Here is a 20533-nt window from a genome sequence, read left to right as displayed (position 1 = left end):
GCAGGGGGCGAGGGTGGGCCTACCGGGAGCGGGTCGCGCCGCCGACGGTCTCCTCGTCCGACGGGCGCGCACCGCCCCGCCCGTTCCGCTTCTCGTCCCCGTGCCCCGGCCACCACGCCGCGTGCCCTATGAGCGCCGTCAGCGCCGGAGTGAAGATCAGTGCCATGACGAACGCGGCGACGAGGATGCCGAACGAGAGCGAGAAACCCATCTGGGAGAGCGTCGAGTTGCCCGCGAGCATCAGTGTCGCGAACGTACCCGCGAGGATTACGCCCGCCGAACCGATCGTCGGCCCCGAGTGGCGGACCGCCGTGCCCGCCGCGTCGTGCGGTGAACGCCCCTCACGGGCTTCCTCGCGCAGCCGCGACACCATGAGGATGTTGTAGTCCGTGCCGAGCGCGACCACGAACAGGTACATGATCACGGGCAGCATGAACATCAGGCCCGGCTGGCTGCCGATCTGCTGGAAGATCAGAGAGGTCGCGCCGAGCGTCGCGCCGAAGCCGAGCGCGACGGACAGCATCAGGTACCAGGGCGCGACCAGGCTGCGCAGCAGCAGCCCGAGGATCACCATGATGGCGAGCGCGGCCACCGGGAAGACCACCGAATAGTCGCGGTCGACCGCCTTGTTGATGTCGACGTACACCGCCGTGGTGCCGCCGACCAGCGCCTCCGTGCCGGCCGGGGCGTCCTCGTGCGCGGCGGGGCGCAGCCGGTCCTTGAGGGTCTCCAGGGCCTTGTCGGAGGCGGGCGGGTCCGAGAGGATCACGGAGTACGAGGCCGTCGTGCGGTCCGGGTTCAGCCGCGGCGCCGCCACCTCGCCCACGCCGCGGACGTCGGCGAGCTGCTTGCGGAAGGCGGCGGCCCGGGGCTCCGCGACCGGCTTGCCGTTCGTGGAGGTGAGGTACACCGACGTCGGGTCGGTACTGCCCGCAGGGAAGCCCTTCTGGAGGTCGTCCAGGGCGACCATCGACTCCTTGTCCTTGGGCAGCGAGGACCCGGCCAGGTCGAAGTTGGCCTTGTAGCCGAGCGCGCCGAGCGCGAGGGCGCCCATGAACAGCGCGGACACCACCGCCCAGACGGCTGGCCTGCGGGCGATGGAGGTGCCGAGCTTGGCGAACCCCGTGCCGTGCGGCTCCCGCTGCCAGGACTTCGAGGGCCAGAACACCTTCGTACCGAGGAGCGACACCACGGCGGGGACGAGGGTGAGGCCGGCGAGGAGGGTCACGAACACGGCGATGGCCAGGGCGGGGCCCATCGACCGCAGCATGCCGAGCGAGGACAGCGTCAGCGCGGCGAAGGCGACGATGACCGCACCGGCCGCCGACGTGATCGCCTCACCGACCCGCTCCACGGCGTGCACCATGCCGCCCTTGGGGTCCTCGCCCGCGCGCAGCGCCTCCCGGTAGCGGAACAGCAGGAACAGGATGTAGTCCGTGCCGACGCCGAACAGGACGACGGTCAGCAGCTCCTGGATGGATGAGTCGGCCTTCATGTCGAACGCCTTGTTGGCGGAGGCGATCAGACCGGTCGCCATCGGTGAGATCAGACCGATGAGAACGACGGGCAGCAGCGCGATGATGGGGCTGCGGAAGATCACGAGCAGCAGCACCACGATGATGACGATCGTGCCGACGCCGACGAGCAGCCCTGCCTTCTTCGAGGCGTCGCTCTCGTCGAGCGCCTGCGCCGCCGAGCCGGTGATACCGGCGGAGAGGTCCGTGCCCTTCAACTCCGGCTTCAGGTCGTCCCGCAGCTCTTTCACGGCGTCCTGCTGCGCGGTGTCCTCGGGGTCGGTGAGCTTCGGCATGGCGACGACGGAGGTCTGCACCTGCTTGTTGGGCGAGACCTCGCCCGGCACGACGGCTTGCACCTCGGGGATCCTCCGGTTCTGGAGATCCTTGGAGACGCGTGCCACGTCGGCGGAGTCGGCGGCGGTCAGCTTCCCGCCGTCCGAGCGCTGGAAGACGATGATCGCGCCGACGTTCTGCTGTTGGGGGAAGTCCTTCTCCTGGACGTCGGCCGCGCGAATGGACTCGTAGTGGTCCGGAAGGAAACTCGCCTCGTCGCTGCTGGAGGTGAGCTTCGGCGCCAGCGAGATGACGGCGCCCGCGGCGATCACCCACGCGAGGATGATCCACCAGGGGCGGCGCACCACGAATCGACCCAGGCCAGAGAACATCGGCTACTGCCTCTCCTCGCCCCCGAGGCAAACAGTCGTGTTCCGCCCAGGATCGACCGGAGCGGGCGGCCCCGCCACCCGAGTGACTCGTTTCCGGCCACTCGTGCCGCGGCGGGGCGCCCGTGGCGCCGACGGCCGGTCAGAAGTTGATCATGTGTCCGGCCAGGCCGTGCACCGCTTCCTTGACGGCCTCGCCGAGGGTCGGGTGCGCGTGGACGTTCCGCGCCACCTCGTGGACGGTGAGGTCCCACTGCTGGGCGAGGGTGAGCTCCGGCAGCAGCTCGGTGACGTCGGGGCCGATCAGGTGGGCGCCGATGATCTCACCGTGCGTATCATCGCTGATGATCTTGACGAAGCCGACGGTGTCGCCCAGGCCGTGCGCCTTGCCGTTGGCCTGGAACGGGAACTTCGCGACCTTGACGTCGAAGCCCTTCTCCTTGGCCTGCGCCTCCGTCCAGCCGAAGCTGGCGATCTGCGGCTGCGAGTAGGTGGCGCGCGGGATCATCGGATAGTCGAGTTCCATCGTCTCGGCGTCCGCGAGGGTCTCCGCGGCCACCACACCCATGGCCTCGGCGGTGTGCGCGAGCATCAGCTTCGCGGTGACGTCACCGATGGCGTAGATGTGCGGCACGTTCGTACGGCAGCGGCCGTCGACCTCGATCGCGCCGCGCTCGGTGAGCGCCACGCCCGTCGCCTCCAGTCCGAAGCCGGACACGTTCGGCGCGAAACCGATCGCCTGGAGGACCTTGTCCGCCTCCAGGACCTGCTGCTTGCCGTCCTTGCCCGTGACGGTCACCCGCACCTGCTCGCCCGACTCGTCGATGGACTCCACACGCGTGGAGGTCATCACGTCGATGCCCAGCTTGCGGTACTGCTTCGCCAGCTCCTTGGAGACGTCCGCGTCCTCCAGCGGCGCGACCCGGTCGAGGAACTCGACGATGGTGACCTTCACGCCGTAGTTGTGCAGGACGTACGCGAACTCGATGCCGATGGCACCCGCGCCCGCGATCACGATGGAGCGCGGCAGCGAGTCGGCGAGGATCTGCTCCTCGTACGTCACCACGCGCTCGCTGCGGCTCGTGCCGGGCAGGAGGCGGGGTGTGGCCCCGGTGGCGATGATGCAGTTCTCGAAGCCGATCGTGGCGGTCGTGCCGTCGGACTTCGCGACCTGCAGCGTGTTCGCGTCCAGGAACGTGCCCCGGCCGTCGAACTCCGTGATGCCGTTCTTCTTCATCAGGAAGTGGACGCCCTTGACCCGGCCGTCCGCGACCGTGCGGCTGCGGCTGAACGCCTCGCCGTAGTCGAAGGAGACCTGCCCGTCGACCTTGATGCCGTACGTCTTCTGCTCGTGCGTGAAGAGGTGGGCCAGCTCGGCGTTGCGCAGCAGGGCCTTCGTCGGGATGCAGCCGACGTTGAGGCAGACACCGCCCCAGTACTTCTCCTCGACGACCGCGACCCGCTTGCCCAGCTGGGCGGCGCGGATGGCGGCCACATAGCCGCCGGGTCCTGCTCCGAGTACGACGACGTCGAAGCGGTCTTCCATGGGGAGGTCCTCTCTGGGTGGTACGGATCAGGTGGTGCGGATGGCTCTGCCCCGATCATCCGTCATGAGCGGGCCAGGACGGTCGGCGGGTGAGGGACACCACAGACCCCGCTCCGACCCGGCCCGGGGGCACGGCCAGGAACCCCCGCCAACCCGCGCCTCCCGCAGGGGCGTTGAGTTTCCGTACTTCATTCACCCGAACGTGGATCACCGGATAGTGTCGCGACAAGGAACACGTTCCGTGAATCCTGCGGGAGAGGTGGAGAGCGCGCTGTGGCGAGTGACAACCAGTCCGAGACGGTGTCCGGGCCGTCCAACCCGTCCATCCCCTACGACGTCCCGACGTCGGCACGCGGCTACGGCTGGATGCTGGGCGGCAAGGACAACTACGAGATCGACCGGAAGTTCATTCTCTCCACCGTGCCCTCGTTCCCCGAGGTCGTCGACATCTGTCGGCAGAACCGCCAGTTCCTCTACCGGGCGGTGCGATACCTGACCCGTGAGCGGGGCATCCGCCAGTTCATCGACATGGGCTGCGGCCTGCCCACCGACAACAACGTCCACCAGGTCGCCCAGCGCTTCGCACCCGACGCCCGCGTCGTCTACGTGGACATCGACCCGATCGTCCTCGCGCACGGCCGCGCGCTGCTCGCCGACGACTCCTCCACGACGGTCATCATGGGGGACATGCGGGACCAGGACGCCATCCTGAACCACCCCGACCTGGTGCGGCTCATCGACTTCGACGAGCCGGTCGCCACGCTCTTCCTGTCCGTCGGCCACCACCTCGTCGACGCCGACGACCCGCGCCGCGTCCTGCGCACCATCATCGACCGCGCGGCCCCCGGCAGTTTCGTCGGCTTCTCGCAGGTCATCTGCGAGGACCCGGTGCGCGGCGCGAGGATGACCGAGCACATCGCGGGCGGCGGCGTGCCGTGGCAGACCCGGACACCCGCCGAGGTCGACGTCCTCCTCGAAGGTCTCGAGCCCGTGGAGCCCGGCGTGGTCAACCTCGTCGACTGGCGCCCCGACCCGGACCAGCCCGCTCTGGAGCCGGTCGACCCCGACCTCGTGCCGTACCTCGGCGTGACCGAGGCCAACAAGGGGATCTACGAGTACGGCGGAGTGCTGCGCAAGCCGTAGCGGACGGTTGACCCGCGGGGGTGGACGCCCCACAATGACGATCATGATCCAGCACCTGACCGCCGCCGTACGGACATTCGACGTCCCGTGGCGGCGCGGGTGCGAGCGATCGGGCCGCTAGCTGTACGGAGCCGCGCTCCGCGCCGCCCTGCACGCCCGTCCGCTCCCGCATCCGAAGGATCAGACCCGATGACTGTCGCACCCCAGCCCGCCGCCACCACCGCTCTTCGCGAAGCGCGCGTCCCCGCCGACGGCATGTACGAGGGCCGCCGCACCCTGCGCCGCCTGCCCGACGACTGGCAGGAGCGCCCCTACGAGCTCTTCGACGTCGTGCCCCAGGGGCGCGTCATCGGCGCCGAGATCCGCGGCGTCGACCTCGCCCGCCCGCTGACGGCCGCCCTGCGCGAGGAGTTGAACCGGGCCCTGCTGGAGTGGAAGGTCCTGTTCTTCCGCGGCGCCCGCATCACGTCCGAGCAGCAGCGCGCCTTCGCCCTCAACTGGGGCGAGCTCGAGACCAACCCGCTGCTCGCGCGCGGCTCCGCCGACGACGTCGTCCGCTTCGACAAGGGCGGCAGCGCCACGCCCACGTTCGAGAATGTCTGGCACGCGGACGTCACCTTCCGCGAACGGCCCGCGCTGGGCGCCGTGTTGCAGCTGCACGAGGTGCCGCCGGTCGGCGGCGACACGATGTGGGCGGACATGGCGGCGGCGTACGACAACCTTCCCGATACCATCAAGGCGCGCATCGACGGAGCCCGTGCCGTGCACGACTTCATCCCGGGCTTCGCCCGCTTCTACGGCCCGGACCGGCTCGCCCCGCTCCAGGACCGCTTCCCGCCCGTCACCCACCCCGTGGTGCGCACGCACCCGGAGACCGGGCGGCGCATGCTCTTCGTGAACACGTCCTTCACCACGCACATCGTCGGCATGGACCGCGAGGAGAGCGACCGGCTCCTCGGCCACCTCGTGCGTCAGGCCCACGTGCCGGAGTACCAGGTCCGGTTCCACTGGCAGGCGGGCGACGTCGCCTTCTGGGACAACCGTGCCACGCAGCACTACGCCGTCGACGACTACGCCCCGCACCGGCGGGTCGCGGAGCGCGTCGCGATCGCGGGTGACCTGCCGTACTGAGCGGACCCCCCCCGCCCACGCGACCGAACTGGGAGCAGCCGATGACACCTCCGCCCTCCGGCCCCGGCACACGCGGCGGCGCCCTCGCCGGAGTCAAGGTGCTCGACCTGTCCCGCGTCCTCGCCGGGCCCTACTGCGCCCAGCTGCTCGCCGACCACGGAGCCGACGTCATCAAGGTCGAACCCCCCGCCGGCGACGAGACCCGCGGCTGGGGCCCGCCGTTCGTCGCGCCCGGCACCTCCGCCTACTACCGGAACCTCAACCGCGGCAAGAAGAACATCGTCGTCGACCTGTCCGTTCCCGAGGGGCGCGACATCCTCGACACCCTGCTGCTCGGCACCGACGTGCTCGTGGAGAACTTCAAGGCGGGCACCCTCGCCAAGTGGGGTTACCCGGACGACGAGTTGCGCCGCCGGTTCCCCGCCCTCGTCCACTGCCGCGTCACCGGCTTCGGCACCGACGGGCCACTCGGCGGGCAGCCCGGATACGACGCGGTCCTCCAGGCCTACGGCGGCCTCATGAGCGTCAACGGCGAGGCGGAGGGGCCGCCGCTGCGCGTCGGCGTGCCCGTCGTCGACCAGGTCACCGGCATCCTCGCCTTCTCCGGCATCCTGCTGGCCCTGCACGAACGCCACCGCTCCGGACTCGGCCAACTCGTCGACTGCGCGCTTCTGGACACCGTGATCAGCCTCCTCCACCCGCACTCCGCGTCATGGCTCGCCGACGGTGCCGTGCCGCGCCGCACCGGTTCCGCGCATCCGAGCATCGCTCCCTACGACTGCTTCGCCGCCGCGGACGGCCCGCTCTTCGTCGCCGTCGGCAACGACCGGCAGTTCGGCGCCCTCACGGACGTACTCGACGTGCCCGAGCTGGCCCAGGACCCGCGCTTTGGCACCAACCAGGACCGCGTACGCCACCAGCGGGAGCTGCGCGCCGAGTTGGAGCAGGCCATCGCGGACCGCCCCCGCGCCGAACTCACCGCGCACCTCACGGCCCGCGGCATCCCGGCCTCGCCCGTGCACGACGTCGCCGAGGCACTCACCGCACCCCAGGTGCGCCACCGTGGCCTCGTCGTCGAGGACGGCGACTACCGCGGTCTCGCCTCGCCCGTCTCCCTGTCCCGGACACCGGCCCCGGTGCGGGCCGAGGTGCGGGACGCGGGGGCGGACACGCGCGAGGTGCTCGCCGCCCGCGGGTTCGACGAGGAGGCGATCGAGGGGGCGGTCGGACGCGGGGTGGTGCGGGCGGCCGTGACCAGGGACGACGCCTGATTGTCAGTGGCGGGTGCGAGGGTGTCCGGCATGACACCACTGCGACTCACGGACATCGAGGCGGCCCTGCGGGACAGTTGGGGCGCGGACACCTATCCGCCGGACTCGACGAACAACTGGCCTCCGGAGAACCCGGCGCGGGGCCAGTGCGGTGTGACGGCACTGGTGCTGCACGACCTGCTGGGCGGAGAGCTCATGCGGGGCGAGGTGCTCGTCGACGGCGTCCGCACGGACTACCACTGGTGGAACCGCCTGGGCGCGGGCGTGGAGATCGACCTCACCCGTGAGCAGTTCGCGCCGGAGGAGATCGTGACGGAGGGCGCCGTCATGGCGCGCCCGCCGGAGATCCGCCGCTGCCGCGAGGAGTACGAACTGCTGCGCGCCCGCGTGCTCCGCAGACTCGCCGAACGCGCCGGGAACCCGGACCCGGTGCCCGCTCACGCCACGTCGTAGACGTCCAGCCGCCCGCACATCCCGAACCGGCCCCGGATCACGGGCCGTTCGGCTCGCACCGCCGCCCGCGCCAGATAGCCGGCGTCGCCGCGCTCCAGGCGGTCGAGCTGGTCGCCGGTCGCCTCCGCCGCGGCGGCCGCACCCGCACGCCAGCGCTCCCGCCACGCCGCCGCCGGCGGCTGGGCCAGGGCGACGGCGGCACGGTGGAAGGCGGCGAGCGGCTCCGGGTCCCCTGTCTCGGTCGCCTCGCGGAGTGCCGTGAACCCCTCGACGGCCAGGTCGCGGCGGCGCCGGGTCGCTGCCGCCAGCTCGGCCTCGCTGCCGCCGGAGGGCAGGGCGACGGCGGCGCGGTAGGTCCCGGGGTCGGCGAGGAGCGGCGGCGGCAGCGTCAGGACGGCATCCCCGGCTTCGGGGAGCCCGCAGTTCTGCATGAGCACGTTGATGGTCAGTCCGCCGTCGTTGACCAGGCGGTGGATGGTTCCGGGGGTGAACCAGACCAGGGCGCCGGGGGAGAGGGGAGTCTCGCGGAAACCGTCCGCGGTCAGGGTCTGCACGGCGCCGCTCCCGCCGGTGACCGCGTACCCCTCCGAGCAGGTCAGGTGCAGATGGGAAGTTCCGCCGCGCCTGCCGTCGCCGGCCGGCCAGTTGTAGACGCTCAGCCGGGAGACCCCGATGCCGCCGGGGAGCCCCTCGTACGGGACGGGCATCGCTTGCGCTCGGGGCGGTCGGTTCACCATGGACTCCTCGCGACGTCGCCGGGTCGGATACCGGTGGAAACACTACGGCCCCCGGTGTCGCCCGACACCGGGGGCCGCCCCGCGTCCCGGCCGCCTTCCCCCACGAAAGGTCACCGGGACATCCCCTGAGTGTGGTCAGGGTCTGTGATCCCGTCAGAAGGTCAGTGCCGCACCCTCCCCGAGACCCGCCTTCATCGTGCACTGGTTGGCGAAGGTGCTCGTCCAGTTGACGTGCTTGCCGTTCCAGGCGCCGACGACGGACACGGTGACCGGACGCCACTCCTTGGTACAGATGGCGTCGGACGAGGCGCCGACGAGCCGGGCGAACTGCCCGTTGACCTTGGCGAGTTCGGCGCAGGCCGCCGCCGCCGACGGGTGGGTTCCCCCGGGACGGGGCGCACAGGTGAGCGTCACGGCGCGCTCCACCGCCGCCGACTCGGCGTTCTCGCCCTGGCCGACCGTCAGCACGAGGGCGGACGGTGCGTAGAGGCTCTCCGCCTTGGGGGCCTCGGCCTGCGCGGTGCCTGCCGTCGCGGCGAGGACGCAGGTGGCCGCCGCCGCGGCTGCTCCCACGGCCTTGAGGGTGCGACGCATGGTGAACTCTCCTTCGATCGATGCGGTTGGTGACTGCGGTGAGGAGTCTTGCCGGTGCGGAGAGTGAGTGCCATCCGGATGGTCGATTTCCGGATGTGGCGTTCCGGTGAGCGGTGACCGCACGCTCGTTCGGGCAGCTCAGGGGTGGTGGGAGCGGTTCCGTGGCGCCTGTCCAGCATATGGACGAACGGTAATGGTATAACCAGAAACGACCGTTTGACCTGCGGAAACGTAAAATTGGTTCTCTCTTCGACTACTCGCATCGTCCGGAAATCGTCGCTGAATCGCCCGCCATCCTTACGAATCGTTGGCATTTCAGCATCTGCACCCCTGGATTGGTGACCGCTCCCGCGGTGGTCATCCCCGGGCGAACGCCAGGACGGCGGCGAGGTTCATCGGCTGCCGCGTCGACACATAGACGTAGGGCGCACCGCCCCAGGCGCCGGGCAGCTCGATGCGGAGCGCGGTGGGGACGTAGGAGCGCAGGAGCAGCAGCGCGTACGGGTTCGCCCGTGCCGTGCGCCACTCGAAGGCCTCCCGCTCGTCGAGGATCTCCGTCGCGCCGAGCGCCTCGATGGGGATGACCCGCTTGCCGACGACGAGGGACCCCGGCGTCACGAGGATGCGCACCCTGCCGTGCAGGTGCACGAGTGTCGCGGACACGGCGATGCCGAGCGCGGCCGCGATCACCGCGGCGAGCGCGCCGAAGGGAATCGCCGCCACGGCCAGCCCCGCGCCGCCGAGCGCCACCAGCCCCCACCAGGAGCGGGGGACGCTCAGCCGCTCTTCGTAGATGTGCATGACCGCATCCTGGCAGGCAACCGCGCGGCGTCCGGCGGGGGGTTCCCCACACGTACCGGCAGGCAACTCCCGGCCGTCGATTCCCGTCATCGAAGGAGTAGGCGGGGCACGTGAGTTCGGTGTGACCCATGGGACTTCAGTGCCCGTGGGCGTGCCCCGATGTGCTTGATGGCAAGGAGAATCACGTTGAGACGTGTGCTGAAAGGGGCGACCGCCGCGTTAGCGGTGCTCGCGCTCGCGGCGGTGTCGCCGGGCGTCGCCCATGCCGGGTCGGCCGCCGAACCCCCGCCGACCGGGCCGCCCCCGGCGTCGGCGTCGAGCGACGGACAGGGCGGTGCGGGACTGCCGGAGGGCTGGCGGCTGACCGGCAAGGGCGAGGGCAAGGAACTCGTGTGGACCTCGTCCGACCCGGTGCCGATGGGTGACGCGAGGGTCGAGTTCCATGCCGGGGACCGGCTCCTGGGCCGGCCCGTGGCGGCGCGGGACGGGCGTTCCTTCCGGCTGCCGCTGCGCGGCGCACGCATCGGCTCCGCGCGAGAGCTGAAGGTGCTGGCGGCCGGGCGCCGCCTGGACGAGGCCGGGTCCGGCGCCGAGTCGCGCACCCCGCGGCCAGGCCGGGCCGCCCGCCCTGAGGCGCCCCTGCCCGCCAACCCGGTCGACCCCGGAGTCCCGGGCCGCTACCGCACCGTCACCGGCTCGTACACGCTCAAGTCGGTGCGCCTGCCCGGGTTCCCCGCGCCGGTGGAGATGAAGGCCCACGTGGTCGGCCCCGCCGACGCCCCCGGCAAGCGGCCCCTGGCCCTCTTCCTGCACGGCCGCCACTACACCTGCTACGGGCCGGACGGCGAGGAGGCCATGAACTGGCCCTGCGCGTCCGGCCTGAAGCCGGTGCCGAGCCAGAAGGGCTATCAGCGCGCCCAGAAACTCCTGGCCTCCCAGGGGTACGTCACCGTGTCCATCGCCGCCAACGGCATCAACGGCCAGGACCACCTCGCCGAGGACGGCGGCGCGCAGGCCCGCTCGTCGCTGGTGCGGCTGCACCTCGCCCGCTGGGCCGACTGGGCGGGCAACCGGTCCACCGCTCCGGACGCGGTGCGCGACGTCGCCCCGGCCGACCCGTCCCGCGTCCTCCTCGTCGGCCACTCCCGCGGCGGCGAGGGCGTCGACCGCGCCGCTCTGGACAGCCTCTACCGCCCGCCCGCGGCGCAGGACGGCCACCGCGGCCCGGTCCGCTGGAAGATACGCGGCAACGTCCTCATCGGCCCGACCCTCTTCAGCCAGAACCCGGCCCCCGACGTGCCGTCCGTGACGATCCTGCCGGGCTGCGACGGAGACGTGTCCGACCTCCAGGGCGAGCTCTACGCCGACGGGACGCGCGGTGTCAGCCGCGGCACCGCCCTGCACAGCGCGGTGTACATGGTCGGCGCCAACCACAACTTCTTCAACAGCGAGTGGACGCCGGGCCAGTCGACGGCACCCTCCGTTGACGACTTCTCCTCCGACGCCCCCGACCCGGTCTGCTCGAAGGGCACGAGGACCCGGCTCACGGCGTCGCGTCAGCAGACCGCCGGTGCCGTGTACACAGCCGCGGCGGCCCGGCTGTTCGTCGCGGGCGACGACCGGGTGCGCCCCCTCCTCGACGGCTCCGGCCGACGTGCTCCGTCGGCCGACCCCGCGCGAGTGCTGACCCACGCGGTGGGCGCGCACCGCACACAGGCGCTGCTGCCCGGCCCCTCCACCAAGGTCGAGGGCGGCCGTGTCTGTGCGCAGGTCGCTCCCGACGACGCCAAAGCCTGTCTGCCGCCCAACACGTCGGGCGGGTCACCGCACTTCGCGGCATGGGAGCTCGCCCCGGAACCCGGCCGCGACGCGGTCGCGATGCGCTGGTCGAGAGCGGGCACCCCGGTACGGGTGAGCCCGGCGCGCCCGGTCTCCCTGGCGGGCGCGAAGGATCTGGCGCTGCGGGTGATCGTGCCGCCCAACACCACCGGGACCCGCCTCGACGTCGCGCTCGTCGACGCCGCGGGCCGTCGCGCCAAGCTCGGCGGGGTCAGCGTGGACGGACTGCCGGGCAGCGACCGCACCGCCTCCTACTGGGGTCGCGAGGTGCGCGTACCGCTGTCGCCCACGGTCCGGGAGAAGCTGGACCTCAAGCGGGTGAAGACCGTGGAACTCACGCCGCGCACCCGCTCCGGCAAGGCGTGGCTCATGGACGCCTGGGGCTGGCGCCCGGGAACGCCCTCCGTGCGGGCGGCGCAGCTGCCGCGTGTCGACGTCGGCCGGATCACGGTCCAGGAGGGCGACTCCGGAGCGCGTACCTACCGCGTCCCCGTCACGGTGTCCGGCAAGGGCAGCGGCAAGGTCCGGGTCTTCGTGCCCGACACCGAGACGGGCGAGGTCGCGCACCGGACGCTGACGGTACGTCCCGGCGACCGTGTCGACGTGCCGCTCAAGGTCCGCGGCGACACCCGCTACAACTACGACACCGAGTACGACGCGCTGATCAAGGCGGTACGCGGCGCGGTGGTCGGCTCGTACCACGGCGGCGTGCTCGCACTGAACGACGACCCCGCGCCGAAGGTCACCCTCGAACCCGTCGCGGACCGGGTCACCGAGGGCAAGGCCCTGAAGTAGCGGATGACGCTGTCGGAGCCGGTCGACGTGGACATGATGGCCACGCTCTCCTTCCAGCCCGTCGACGGCGGTCCGGAACTGACGACCCTGGACGTCGACCCGGAGTGGCTGGAGAACGAGCTCGGCTCGGAACCACGCCCGGAGAGGCCGCTGTCCGAGTTGGAGCAGGACCAGGGACTGTTCGTGAGCGTGCCCGCGGGCGAGACGACCGCCGACGTCAGCATCCCCACGCGCAAGGATGAGCTCGGCGAGCCGGAGGAGTCCCTCAGGGGCCGGCTCTTCGTCTACGACACGGGGTGGCGGCCGCAGCCGGGCCCGGTGGTCACGGGCACGGTCCGCGACGCGTCGTAGTACACGCGACGGTCAACCCGGCTGCGCCTGAGCCGGGTTGACCGTCGCGTCGTGAGGCTCACCGGGACACGGCCGGGCCGGGCTCATTACAGTTCTCCCATGCCCGACCCCGCGAACCTCCCCGACCTGCAGCTCCTCCGCGCCGACCACGTGCCCGCGCTGCGCGCCTTCGAGGAGACCAACCGTGCCTACTTCGCGGCCTCCGTCCCCGACCGCGGAGACGCCTTCTTCCGGGACTTCGACGCGATGTGCCGCGCCCGCCTGGCCGAACAGGCCGCCGGGGTCTGCTTCTTCCACGTCCTGGTGGGCGACGGCGGCGAGATCATCGGGCGGGTCAACCTCATCGACGTGGCGGACGGCGGCGCCGAACTCGGCTACCGGATCGCCGAGAAGGCCGCGGGCCAGGGCCTGGCCACGTGGGCCGTCCGGCAGATGTGCGGCCTCGCCGGCACCGCGTACGGCCTCACCGGGCTGCGCGCCGCGACGACGCTCGACAACCCGGCGTCGCAGACCGTGCTCGCGCGGGCCGGTTTCGTGCCGGTCGGCCACATCCGCCTCGACGGCCGCCCGGGAATCAGCTACGCCCTGACGCTCTGACGCGGCCGCGACTCGTGCAGCCGCGTGTGATAGCGGCCCTCCGACTCGTACCCCTCAGGGTCCTCGCCCGCCAGCCGCACCTGCCGCACCGCGTCGCGCTGCTCGTCGGCGCTGGTGAAGAGCCGCTGGGTGTAGGTCCGCGAGGAGTCGGTCACCGTGTCGAGGCCGTGCGCCGCGAGCGTCTCGGCGATCCGCCCGTAAGGCACCGTGCGCAACACGAACGCGCTGACCCAGACCGGCAGCCGTGCACAGTCGAGCAGCGCGTCGAAGGTGCGGTGCGAGATGTAGCCGATGCCTCCGGTGACCGTGATCAGGCCGGTGCGGGCCATCGCGCGACGCAGCTCGGAGCTGGGCGGATGCCGCTCCAGGTTCTCGGCGTACGCCTCGTCGAGCAGGCCCGCGTCCAGGGCGTAACGGGTCGCGTTCGCCGCCATGTCCAGGCCGATGACCGGTGTGGCATCGGCGCGCCGCCGCGAGGCGTAGAACTCCTTGTCGCGCTCGACCATCTCGGGCGGCGTGAGCGCGGCGGCCTCCTCGCTCGTGTAGTGCGCGTACAGGTCGGCGAGCGTCAGGTCGTGGTTGAGCAGCGCCGCGTTGATGCCGTACGAGCAGCACAGGTCGAGCACGGTCACCGGGCCCTCGTCACCCGCCACCCGTGCGCGCAGGTCGCGGGTGCGGCGGAAGACCGCCTGGGCGTGCTGCGGGATCTCGTACCGGAAGGGCGCCAGCGTCCGGAAGTACGCGCGCGGGTCCGGCTGGTCGTAGATGTCGTCGAACCGGGTCTTGCCCGACGCGTTGCTTGTCCTGTGCCGGTCTGCGGCCATGGGGCACCTCCGGGAGCGAGGAAAGGGTCTGAGGCAGACGTGCACTCCTACCGGACCCTCGCCGCCCCCCGATAGACCTCGTGGCGGTATCCGGCCACGGCACCGCCCCGCCGCGGACCCGGCCCACCGCCCCGCTGACTACCCTGGAGACGATGTTCTCCTCCCAGGGTCCCACGCTGCGTGAACTCGCCGTTCAGGCGTTGTCGTCCACCGAGCACGGGTACGACCTGCTCGCCCCCAAGTTCGACCGCACGCCCTTCCGTACGCCTGGCCGGTTCCTGGCGGCGACGGCGGAGGCGCTGCGCCCGCTCGGCCCCTTCGACGCCGGCCTCGACGTGTGCTGCGGAACCGGTGCGGGCGTCGAGGCGCTCCTCCCGCTGTGCCGGGAGCGCGTCACCGGGGTGGACTTCAGTGCGGGCATGCTGGCCGCCGCGGCGCGTGCGGTGCCGCGGGACGCCGGTGGTCCGGACGGACCCGCGGTCGACTGGGTACGGGCGGACGCCCGCGCCCTCCCGCCCTCGGGCCCCTTCGACGGCGGCTTCGACCTGGCCGTCAGCTTCGGCGCGTTCGGCCACTTCCTCCCGTCGGAGCGCCCCGCCCTCTTCGCCGGCGTCCACCGGGCGCTGCGCCCCGGCGGCCTCTTCGCGTTCCCGATCGGTGCCCCGCAGCCCTTCGCCTCGCCCTGGTACTGGGCACTGCTCGGCTTCGACGCCGTGATGCGCGCCCGGAACCTCCTGTGGCGCCCGCCGTTCGTCATGTACTACCGGACCTTCCCGCTCGGCCCGGTCCGCGAGGACCTCACGGCCGCGGGGTTCGACGTACGCCTGCTGCCCCTGGAGGGTTTCGGGCGCCGCCCGGACGGCAGCCCGCACTGGCGCCTCGTCGTGGCCCGGAAGCGATAGCGCCGCCGCCCGGACGGCACGGCGGGACCGGGCGCTACGGCTTGCCGTCGGCCGCCGCCCGCAGCGCCGCCACGTCCAGCTTCTTCATGCCGAGCATCGCCTGCATGGCCCGCTGGGCCCGCTCGGCGTCCGGGTCGGTGAGGAGTTCGTCGAGCACCGTCGGGACGACCTGCCAGGACAGGCCGTACTTGTCCTTCAGCCACCCGCAGGGGCCTTCCTCGCCGCCCTCGGACAGTTTGTACCAGTAGTGGTCGACCTCGTCCTGGTCGGCGCAGAAGATCTGGAAGGACACGGCCTCGTTGAACGTGAACTGGGGCCCGCCGTTGAGCGCCGTGTAGTGCTGGCCGTCGAGGACGAACTCCACGGTCAGGACGGTGCCCGCCGGGCGCGGGGCACCTTCGCCGTAGTACGAGATGCTCTTGATCTCCGAGTTGGGGAAGACCGAGACGTAGAAGTTCGCCGCCTCCTCGCTCTGCAGGTCGAACCAGAGGCTTGGCGTGATCCTGGGCATGACGTTCTCCTGTCGCGTACGCGGCGGTCCTGTCCGCCTTCGTCTCTGCCTATGTGGACCGTCGCACCCCCCGGAACTCATCGCCACACGGCGGACCGGTCACTCCTTTTCCCGTACGTGCGGCTCCCGGTCCAGAGCGATGCCGAAGTGCCGCTCGTACGCCGCGAGCACCTCCGCCTCCGTGGTCAGTTCGAGGGTCTCGCGCTCGCCGCCCGCGGTCGTCGTCAGGGTGCGCCCGCTCAGCGTGACGCGGCCGCTCGCCGTGAGGCGGGAGCAGACGAGCGACCGCGTGAAGTGCGAGTCGGGCGACGTGCGGTGGTACCAGGCACCGACCTTGAAGTCGGACAGCGCGCGCGGACGCGGGTCGGCCAGGTACTGCCGCTTGCCGTCCTTGAGGATGTCGAGGTCGCCGTCCGGAGTCTCCGCGACGCGGAACGCGCCCGCCGGGTCGGCCTGCTCCCCGCGGTCCGCGTAGGCGAGCGGCAGCTCGCTGTGGGCGCCGAAACCGACGTCCGCGAGCCAGTCGCCGCCGTCCTCCGTGCGGACCCGCAGAGCGAGGTGGTCGAAGGGGATGCCGGGCTCTCCCGCGTCGTCGTACACCCGGGCCTGCAGCAGCACGACGTCGAACCCGAGGGCCTTCAGGAGCGCGCCGAAAGCGCCGTTGAGTTCGTAGCAGAAACCGCCCCTGCGGGCGTCCACGACCTTGCTCACCAGGGCCTTGTCGGTGAGCTCGATGTCCTGGCCGAGGTGGATCGAGAGATTCTCGAAGGGCACGCTGCGCAGATGCGCCAGATGCAGGTCGTGCAGGGCTCGTGACGTGGGGGCGGCGGGGCGCTCGGCGCCGATGCGCCGCAGGTAGGCGTCGATCCGTTCGGTGTCCATGCGCACCAGTGTGGTCCGCGGTGCGGTGGACCGGCCACAGGCCCCGGACCGCGTCGGCGCCGTCCGTCGGTCCTAGGACTTCCGGACGAGGGCGGGAGGGACGGGTGGGTCGTGCCGGGGGCCGTCAATTCGGCGGTGGCGCACCGTCGTACGTGTGTATGATCGCCGACGACGTACGCGCCGCACCCGGCGCGCGACGACACGAGTGACGCATGGAGGTGAGCCCGATGACCGCGCGGCACAGCACGCAGCACCCCGTCCGGGCCCTCCTGCCCGCGGCCCGCGTCCGCGGCCTCGTCTGACGTCCCACGCCGGACACCCGGTCGCCTGCACCGCAGACGCGACGCCACCGCCAGGAGCGCCCCCCTCCGCGACCGAACGTCGCACCCTCCTGAGCAAAGGAACCGCTTCACCGTGCACGTCACGCCCTTCCAGGTCTCCGTCCCGGACGACGTCCTCGACGACCTGCGCACCCGCCTGCGCCGCACCCTCTACACCGCGGCCTCCGCCCCGACCTACTGGGCCGCGGGCACCGACCCCCACTACCTGAGCGACCTCGTCTCCCACTGGGCGGAGGGCTTCGACTGGCGCGCCGCCGAGGCCGCGCTCAACACCTTCCCGCACCGCGTCGCCGACGTCGCGGGCACCCGTGTGCACTTCGTGCACCTGCGCGGTGTACGGCCCGAGGGCGCGCCCGCGCCGCTGCCGCTGATCCTGAGCCACGGCTGGCCGAGCAGCTACGTCGAAATGCTGCCCCTCGCGCGGCGGCTCGCCGACCCGGGCGGCCACGGCGGCGACCCGGCCGACGCGTTCGACGTCGTCGTGCCCTCCCTGCCCGGCTTCCTCCACTCCGGGCTGCCCGAGGGGCCGTTCACCCGCAGAGGCGTCGCCGGGATCTGGCACGAGCTGATGACCCGCACCCTCGGATACCGGCGCTTCGGCGCCTTCGGCGGCGACATCGGGGGCGGCGTCACCCAGTGGCTGGGGGCCCGCCACCCCGAGGACGTCGTCGGCGTGCACGTCACCTCCGCTGTGGTCCCCGGGGACTTCGACGCGCGGCCGCCGACCCCCGAGGAGCAGGCCTACCTGGACCATCTGGACGCGTACGACGCCGAGGACCAGGGCTACAGCGAGATCATGTGCACCCGCCCCGACACGCTCGCCGCCGCCCTGCGGGACTCACCGGCAGGCCTGCTCGCCTGGATCATCGACAAGTACCGGGACTGGAGCGACTGCGACGGCGACCTGGAGGCCCGCTGGGACAAGGACACCCTGCTGACCGTCGCCACCCTGTACTGGGCCACCGGCTGCATCGGCTCGTCGTTCCGGCAGTACTACGACTACGTACGGCACAACACCCCCGTGCCGCCCATCACCGTGCCCGGCGCGATCACCCTCAGCCATGAACCGGCCTTCGCGCACTACCCGAAGAGCCTTGCCGAGCGCGTCTTCACCGATCTGCGGCACTGGAGCACCCCGGGGCGTGGCGGTCACTTCATGGCGCACGAGGAGCCCGAGCAGGTCGCGCGTGAACTGCGCGAGTTCTTCCGCCCCTTGCGGCCCGCGGACTGACGGACTGCCGGGCTGACGGCGGAAGAACTCGCGGGGGTGCCGTCAGCGGCCGTCGCTCTTCCCGCCGCCCTTCTTCGTCAGGGAACAGGTGGCCGTGGCCGCCTTGTGCGGGTCGCTGACCGAGCGGGCGGTCAGGGTCAGCCGCCCCTTCGGCCGGGCGTCCGCCGTCGCGGAGACGGCGACGTCCACGTCGACCGTGGCACCCGCCCGTGCCGTGGCCAGCTTGTTGGGCAGCCAGGCGGACCAGCCGCCGCCCGCGGTCGCTGCGGAGAGCCGGTAGACGTCGGAGTCCAGGTAGCGGGCGGCGTCCTCGGGGTGCTCGCCCGGCGGGTCCGCGAGGGCGCGGCCCGTGTTGGTCAGCGGGAAGGTGCAGGTCGCGCGGCCCTTCACGGGGTTGCCGGAGGCCTCGCCGCGGTGCAGGGCGGTCCCGCGGCGCTGCGGCCCCGCGCCGTCGAGCGACTTCACGGCGATCGTGTACGACAGCACACCCGAGCGGCCGCGCCGGATGTCGGTGACGTAGAAGTGCAGACGGTTGGCGCGGTCGACGTACTCGTAGGAGCTGCCGGAGTCCGCCCCGGCGTGGAAGAGCGCGTCGCTGAGCTGCCGGTAGTCGCCCATGGTGATCTTCTGCTCGGTGCCGTCGGGGCGGACGAAGTCCACCATGTCGATGTCCTCGGGGTGTGCGTCGATCACCCAGGCGAACGGGGCGCGGTCCTGGTTCTTGGTCTTGGTGATCAGCACGCCGTTGTCCGGCGTGAAGGAGTCCATGCCCATGCGGTCCACGACCTCGACCGTGTAGTTCTCGTAGCCGCCGCCGTCGCACAGCGGGTCGGTGGCGCGGTCGCAGGCGGGGGAGAGGTCACGGGACATGGCGATGTTCACGCCGGACAGCCCCCGCGCGCCGGGCGGCGCGGACCGGGCGGTGACCTTCGCGACGACCATGCCGGACTCGTCGAGCGCGTCGCGGTCCAGGCGCAGCACGTTCTTCTCGTCCACGATGCCGAGCTTCAGCTTGTCGCGCAGGATGTGCTGGGAGCCCATCGACCCGCCCTCGGTGGCCGGGATCTTCCAGCGGGTGTGCGGTCCGCCGGGGCCGTTGAACGAGCCGCGCGACAGCATGCTCCAGATCCCGGTGTAGGCGCGGCTCAGGGGCTTGCCGTAGGGGTTGTTGTAGTTGTCGCCGATGCCCAGTATGTGGCTGAGCTCGTGGGCGTACACCCCCATGCCCGAGCTCTCGGCCTGGGTGGAGGAGCCGGTGACGGCGTTCGGCCAGATACGGGCGGCGGCCTGCCAGGACGTCCACGGCACGTAGCGGGTCGTGGCGGCGTTGGAGCCGGACAGGATCGGGGACGGCGGGCCCCATGTCCCCGGCACCTGCCCCTCCGAGCCGAACTTCATCTGGCCGAACTCCTGCCACGTGGAGGACTCGTCCTGCCCCGCGGTCAGATAGAAGACGAAGTCGTACTTCGCCGCCTCGGCCTCGCCGACCTGCGCGACCCAGGCCGCCTTGGCGTTGGTGCGGATGTCCTTGCCGCACGTGCTGTCGACGGGGCAGGCGCCCGGGTTCATGCCGGGCTCGATGCCGTACTGGAACGACTTGAACGGCATCCGGTACACACCGAAGGCCTTCAGGTCGACGCCGACGCGGCCACCGGAGTCCTCCATCCAGTACTCGTTGATGGTGTGGCCGCGGTTGAGCGCGCCGGGTTTGTTCAGGAAATCCTCGTAGAACTGCGGGAGGCGGTCGCGCGGGATGCCGGACGCGGTGGTCTGCGGATTGCCGAAGACCGTCGAGCCCGCCGGTTTGCTGACGGTGAACTCCTCGTCGGGGTAGTCGAGGAGGACCAGGGCGCCCTTGAACGTCCTGTCGGTGGGCTTCATGTCGGGGTTCGCCCAGTCGGTGCCGGGCACGGAGCGGTACTCGCTCCACGTCATGTCATCGGGATTGCGCCAGTTCTGCGGGTCGATGGGCCGCGCGAGTGACGGCCGGCCGCGGTCGGCGGGACCGGTCTCGTCCGGCGTCGCGCGGGCCGTCCCCACCGCGGCCGTCGCCAGGGCCGCGAGGACGGCGACCAGGACGGTCGCGCGACGGGCCGGACGGCGGCGCGGACGGGTGCGGGAAGCGGGCCCGTGTACGGGGCGTCTGGGGTGTTCGGTGCGTCTGTGACGGAGGAACATGGCTCACCTCGTGCCTCTTGCCGGGAGAAAAGGGACAAGTGCGTGACAAGCCGTTCGAGTGGTGCGTCAACCGCTGCCAAGGTAGGCCGCCCGAAGCGGTGATGCCAGAGTGCCTCCAGGGCGCCCCGTGGCGGGTTCCGCGTCGGCAGCGGGGCGTCAAGTGGCCTCGCCGCGGGCAGGATTGGTGCTCCCTCAGCCGGCGGGCCGCGCACACCTGACCCGCCCGG

Annotated in this window: 16 protein-coding genes and 1 pseudogene; 8 read left to right on the top strand and 9 right to left on the bottom strand. The window is 71.7% G+C overall.

The window, feature by feature from the left end; all coding sequences use genetic code 11:
• Positions 1–19: 19 nt before the first annotated feature.
• Complete coding sequence (locus tag DEJ47_RS01300) at positions 20–2182, bottom strand: MMPL family transporter (RefSeq protein ID WP_150164078.1); 2163 nt, start codon at positions 2180–2182, stop codon at positions 20–22.
• A 139-nt stretch (positions 2183–2321) separates the two neighbouring features.
• Positions 2322–3725: a dihydrolipoyl dehydrogenase gene (gene lpdA / locus DEJ47_RS01295; protein WP_150164077.1), complete on the bottom strand. Its 1404-nt coding sequence runs from the start codon at positions 3723–3725 to the stop codon at positions 2322–2324.
• A gap of 273 nt (positions 3726–3998) precedes the next feature.
• On the opposite strand from lpdA, the gene DEJ47_RS01290 reads away from it, so the two are divergent.
• The 4 genes from DEJ47_RS01290 to DEJ47_RS01275 all read left to right on the top strand — a co-directional run bounded on the left by DEJ47_RS01290 (position 3999) and on the right by DEJ47_RS01275 (position 7723).
• Positions 3999–4868 (top strand): SAM-dependent methyltransferase, encoded by an 870-nt coding sequence (locus DEJ47_RS01290; protein ID WP_223828186.1) that lies wholly within the window; start codon positions 3999–4001, stop codon positions 4866–4868.
• Positions 4869–5123: 255 nt separating this feature from the next.
• Positions 5124–5999, top strand: a complete 876-nt coding sequence (locus tag DEJ47_RS01285; protein WP_150175362.1) for a TauD/TfdA dioxygenase family protein — start codon at positions 5124–5126, stop codon at positions 5997–5999.
• Positions 6000–6040: 41 nt separating this feature from the next.
• Positions 6041–7270: a CaiB/BaiF CoA transferase family protein gene (locus DEJ47_RS01280; protein WP_150164076.1), complete on the top strand. Its 1230-nt coding sequence runs from the start codon at positions 6041–6043 to the stop codon at positions 7268–7270.
• A gap of 30 nt (positions 7271–7300) precedes the next feature.
• Positions 7301–7723, top strand: coding sequence for a hypothetical protein (locus DEJ47_RS01275; protein ID WP_150164075.1), 423 nt, complete (start codon positions 7301–7303; stop codon positions 7721–7723).
• Here the strand turns inward: DEJ47_RS01275 and DEJ47_RS01270 are convergent.
• The 3 genes from DEJ47_RS01270 to DEJ47_RS01260 form a co-directional block, all read right to left on the bottom strand.
• Positions 7708–8430 carry a cupin gene (locus tag DEJ47_RS01270; RefSeq protein WP_150175361.1) on the bottom strand — a complete coding sequence of 241 codons (723 nt, stop codon included), beginning with the start codon at positions 8428–8430 and terminating at the stop codon, positions 7708–7710. The genes DEJ47_RS01275 and DEJ47_RS01270 overlap by 16 nt on opposite strands.
• 183 nt (positions 8431–8613) lie before the next feature.
• The gene (locus DEJ47_RS01265; RefSeq protein WP_150164074.1) at positions 8614–9054 is read right to left on the bottom strand and encodes a subtilase-type protease inhibitor; all 441 of its coding nucleotides are present in this window, start codon (positions 9052–9054) and stop codon (positions 8614–8616) included.
• Positions 9055–9411: 357 nt separating this feature from the next.
• The gene (locus DEJ47_RS01260; protein WP_150164073.1) at positions 9412–9855 is read right to left on the bottom strand and encodes a DUF3093 family protein; all 444 of its coding nucleotides are present in this window, start codon (positions 9853–9855) and stop codon (positions 9412–9414) included.
• 168 nt (positions 9856–10023) lie between these two features.
• On the opposite strand from DEJ47_RS01260, the pseudogene DEJ47_RS01255 reads away from it, so the two are divergent.
• A pseudogene (locus DEJ47_RS01255) lies at positions 10024–12840 on the top strand (alpha/beta hydrolase family protein).
• 99 nt (positions 12841–12939) lie between these two features.
• Positions 12940–13437 carry a GNAT family N-acetyltransferase gene (locus tag DEJ47_RS01250; protein WP_150164072.1) on the top strand — a complete coding sequence of 166 codons (498 nt, stop codon included), beginning with the start codon at positions 12940–12942 and terminating at the stop codon, positions 13435–13437.
• On the opposite strand, the gene DEJ47_RS01245 is transcribed toward DEJ47_RS01250, so the two are convergent.
• Positions 13419–14261: a hypothetical protein gene (locus tag DEJ47_RS01245; RefSeq protein WP_150164071.1), complete on the bottom strand. Its 843-nt coding sequence runs from the start codon at positions 14259–14261 to the stop codon at positions 13419–13421. The two genes, DEJ47_RS01250 and DEJ47_RS01245, sit on opposite strands and share 19 nt — an antisense overlap.
• A 152-nt stretch (positions 14262–14413) precedes the next feature.
• Between DEJ47_RS01245 and DEJ47_RS01240 the strand changes: the two genes are divergently transcribed.
• Positions 14414–15163 (top strand): class I SAM-dependent methyltransferase, encoded by a 750-nt coding sequence (locus DEJ47_RS01240; RefSeq protein ID WP_150164070.1) that lies wholly within the window; start codon positions 14414–14416, stop codon positions 15161–15163.
• A gap of 34 nt (positions 15164–15197) precedes the next feature.
• Here DEJ47_RS01240 and DEJ47_RS01235 read toward each other — a convergent pair whose 3' ends face one another.
• On the bottom strand, positions 15198–15674 hold the full coding sequence (locus tag DEJ47_RS01235; RefSeq protein WP_150164069.1) for a VOC family protein: 477 nt from the start codon (positions 15672–15674) through the stop codon (positions 15198–15200).
• A gap of 99 nt (positions 15675–15773) precedes the next feature.
• Positions 15774–16556, bottom strand: coding sequence for an arylamine N-acetyltransferase family protein (locus DEJ47_RS01230; protein ID WP_150164068.1), 783 nt, complete (start codon positions 16554–16556; stop codon positions 15774–15776).
• A gap of 414 nt (positions 16557–16970) precedes the next feature.
• Here DEJ47_RS01230 and DEJ47_RS01225 point away from each other — a divergent pair, with 414 nt between their 5' ends.
• Positions 16971–18128, top strand: coding sequence for an epoxide hydrolase family protein (locus tag DEJ47_RS01225; RefSeq protein ID WP_150164067.1), 1158 nt, complete (start codon positions 16971–16973; stop codon positions 18126–18128).
• Positions 18129–18170: 42 nt separating this feature from the next.
• Here the strand turns inward: DEJ47_RS01225 and DEJ47_RS01220 are convergent, their stop codons facing one another.
• Complete coding sequence (locus DEJ47_RS01220) at positions 18171–20306, bottom strand: M6 family metalloprotease domain-containing protein (RefSeq protein WP_150164066.1); 2136 nt, start codon at positions 20304–20306, stop codon at positions 18171–18173.
• Positions 20307–20533 lie beyond the last annotated feature (227 nt).

It is taken from the genome of Streptomyces venezuelae, from assembly GCF_008642355.1.
GTDB lineage: Bacteria > Actinomycetota > Actinomycetes > Streptomycetales > Streptomycetaceae > Streptomyces > Streptomyces venezuelae_B.
This window is presented reverse-complemented; position numbering and strand designations above follow the sequence as displayed.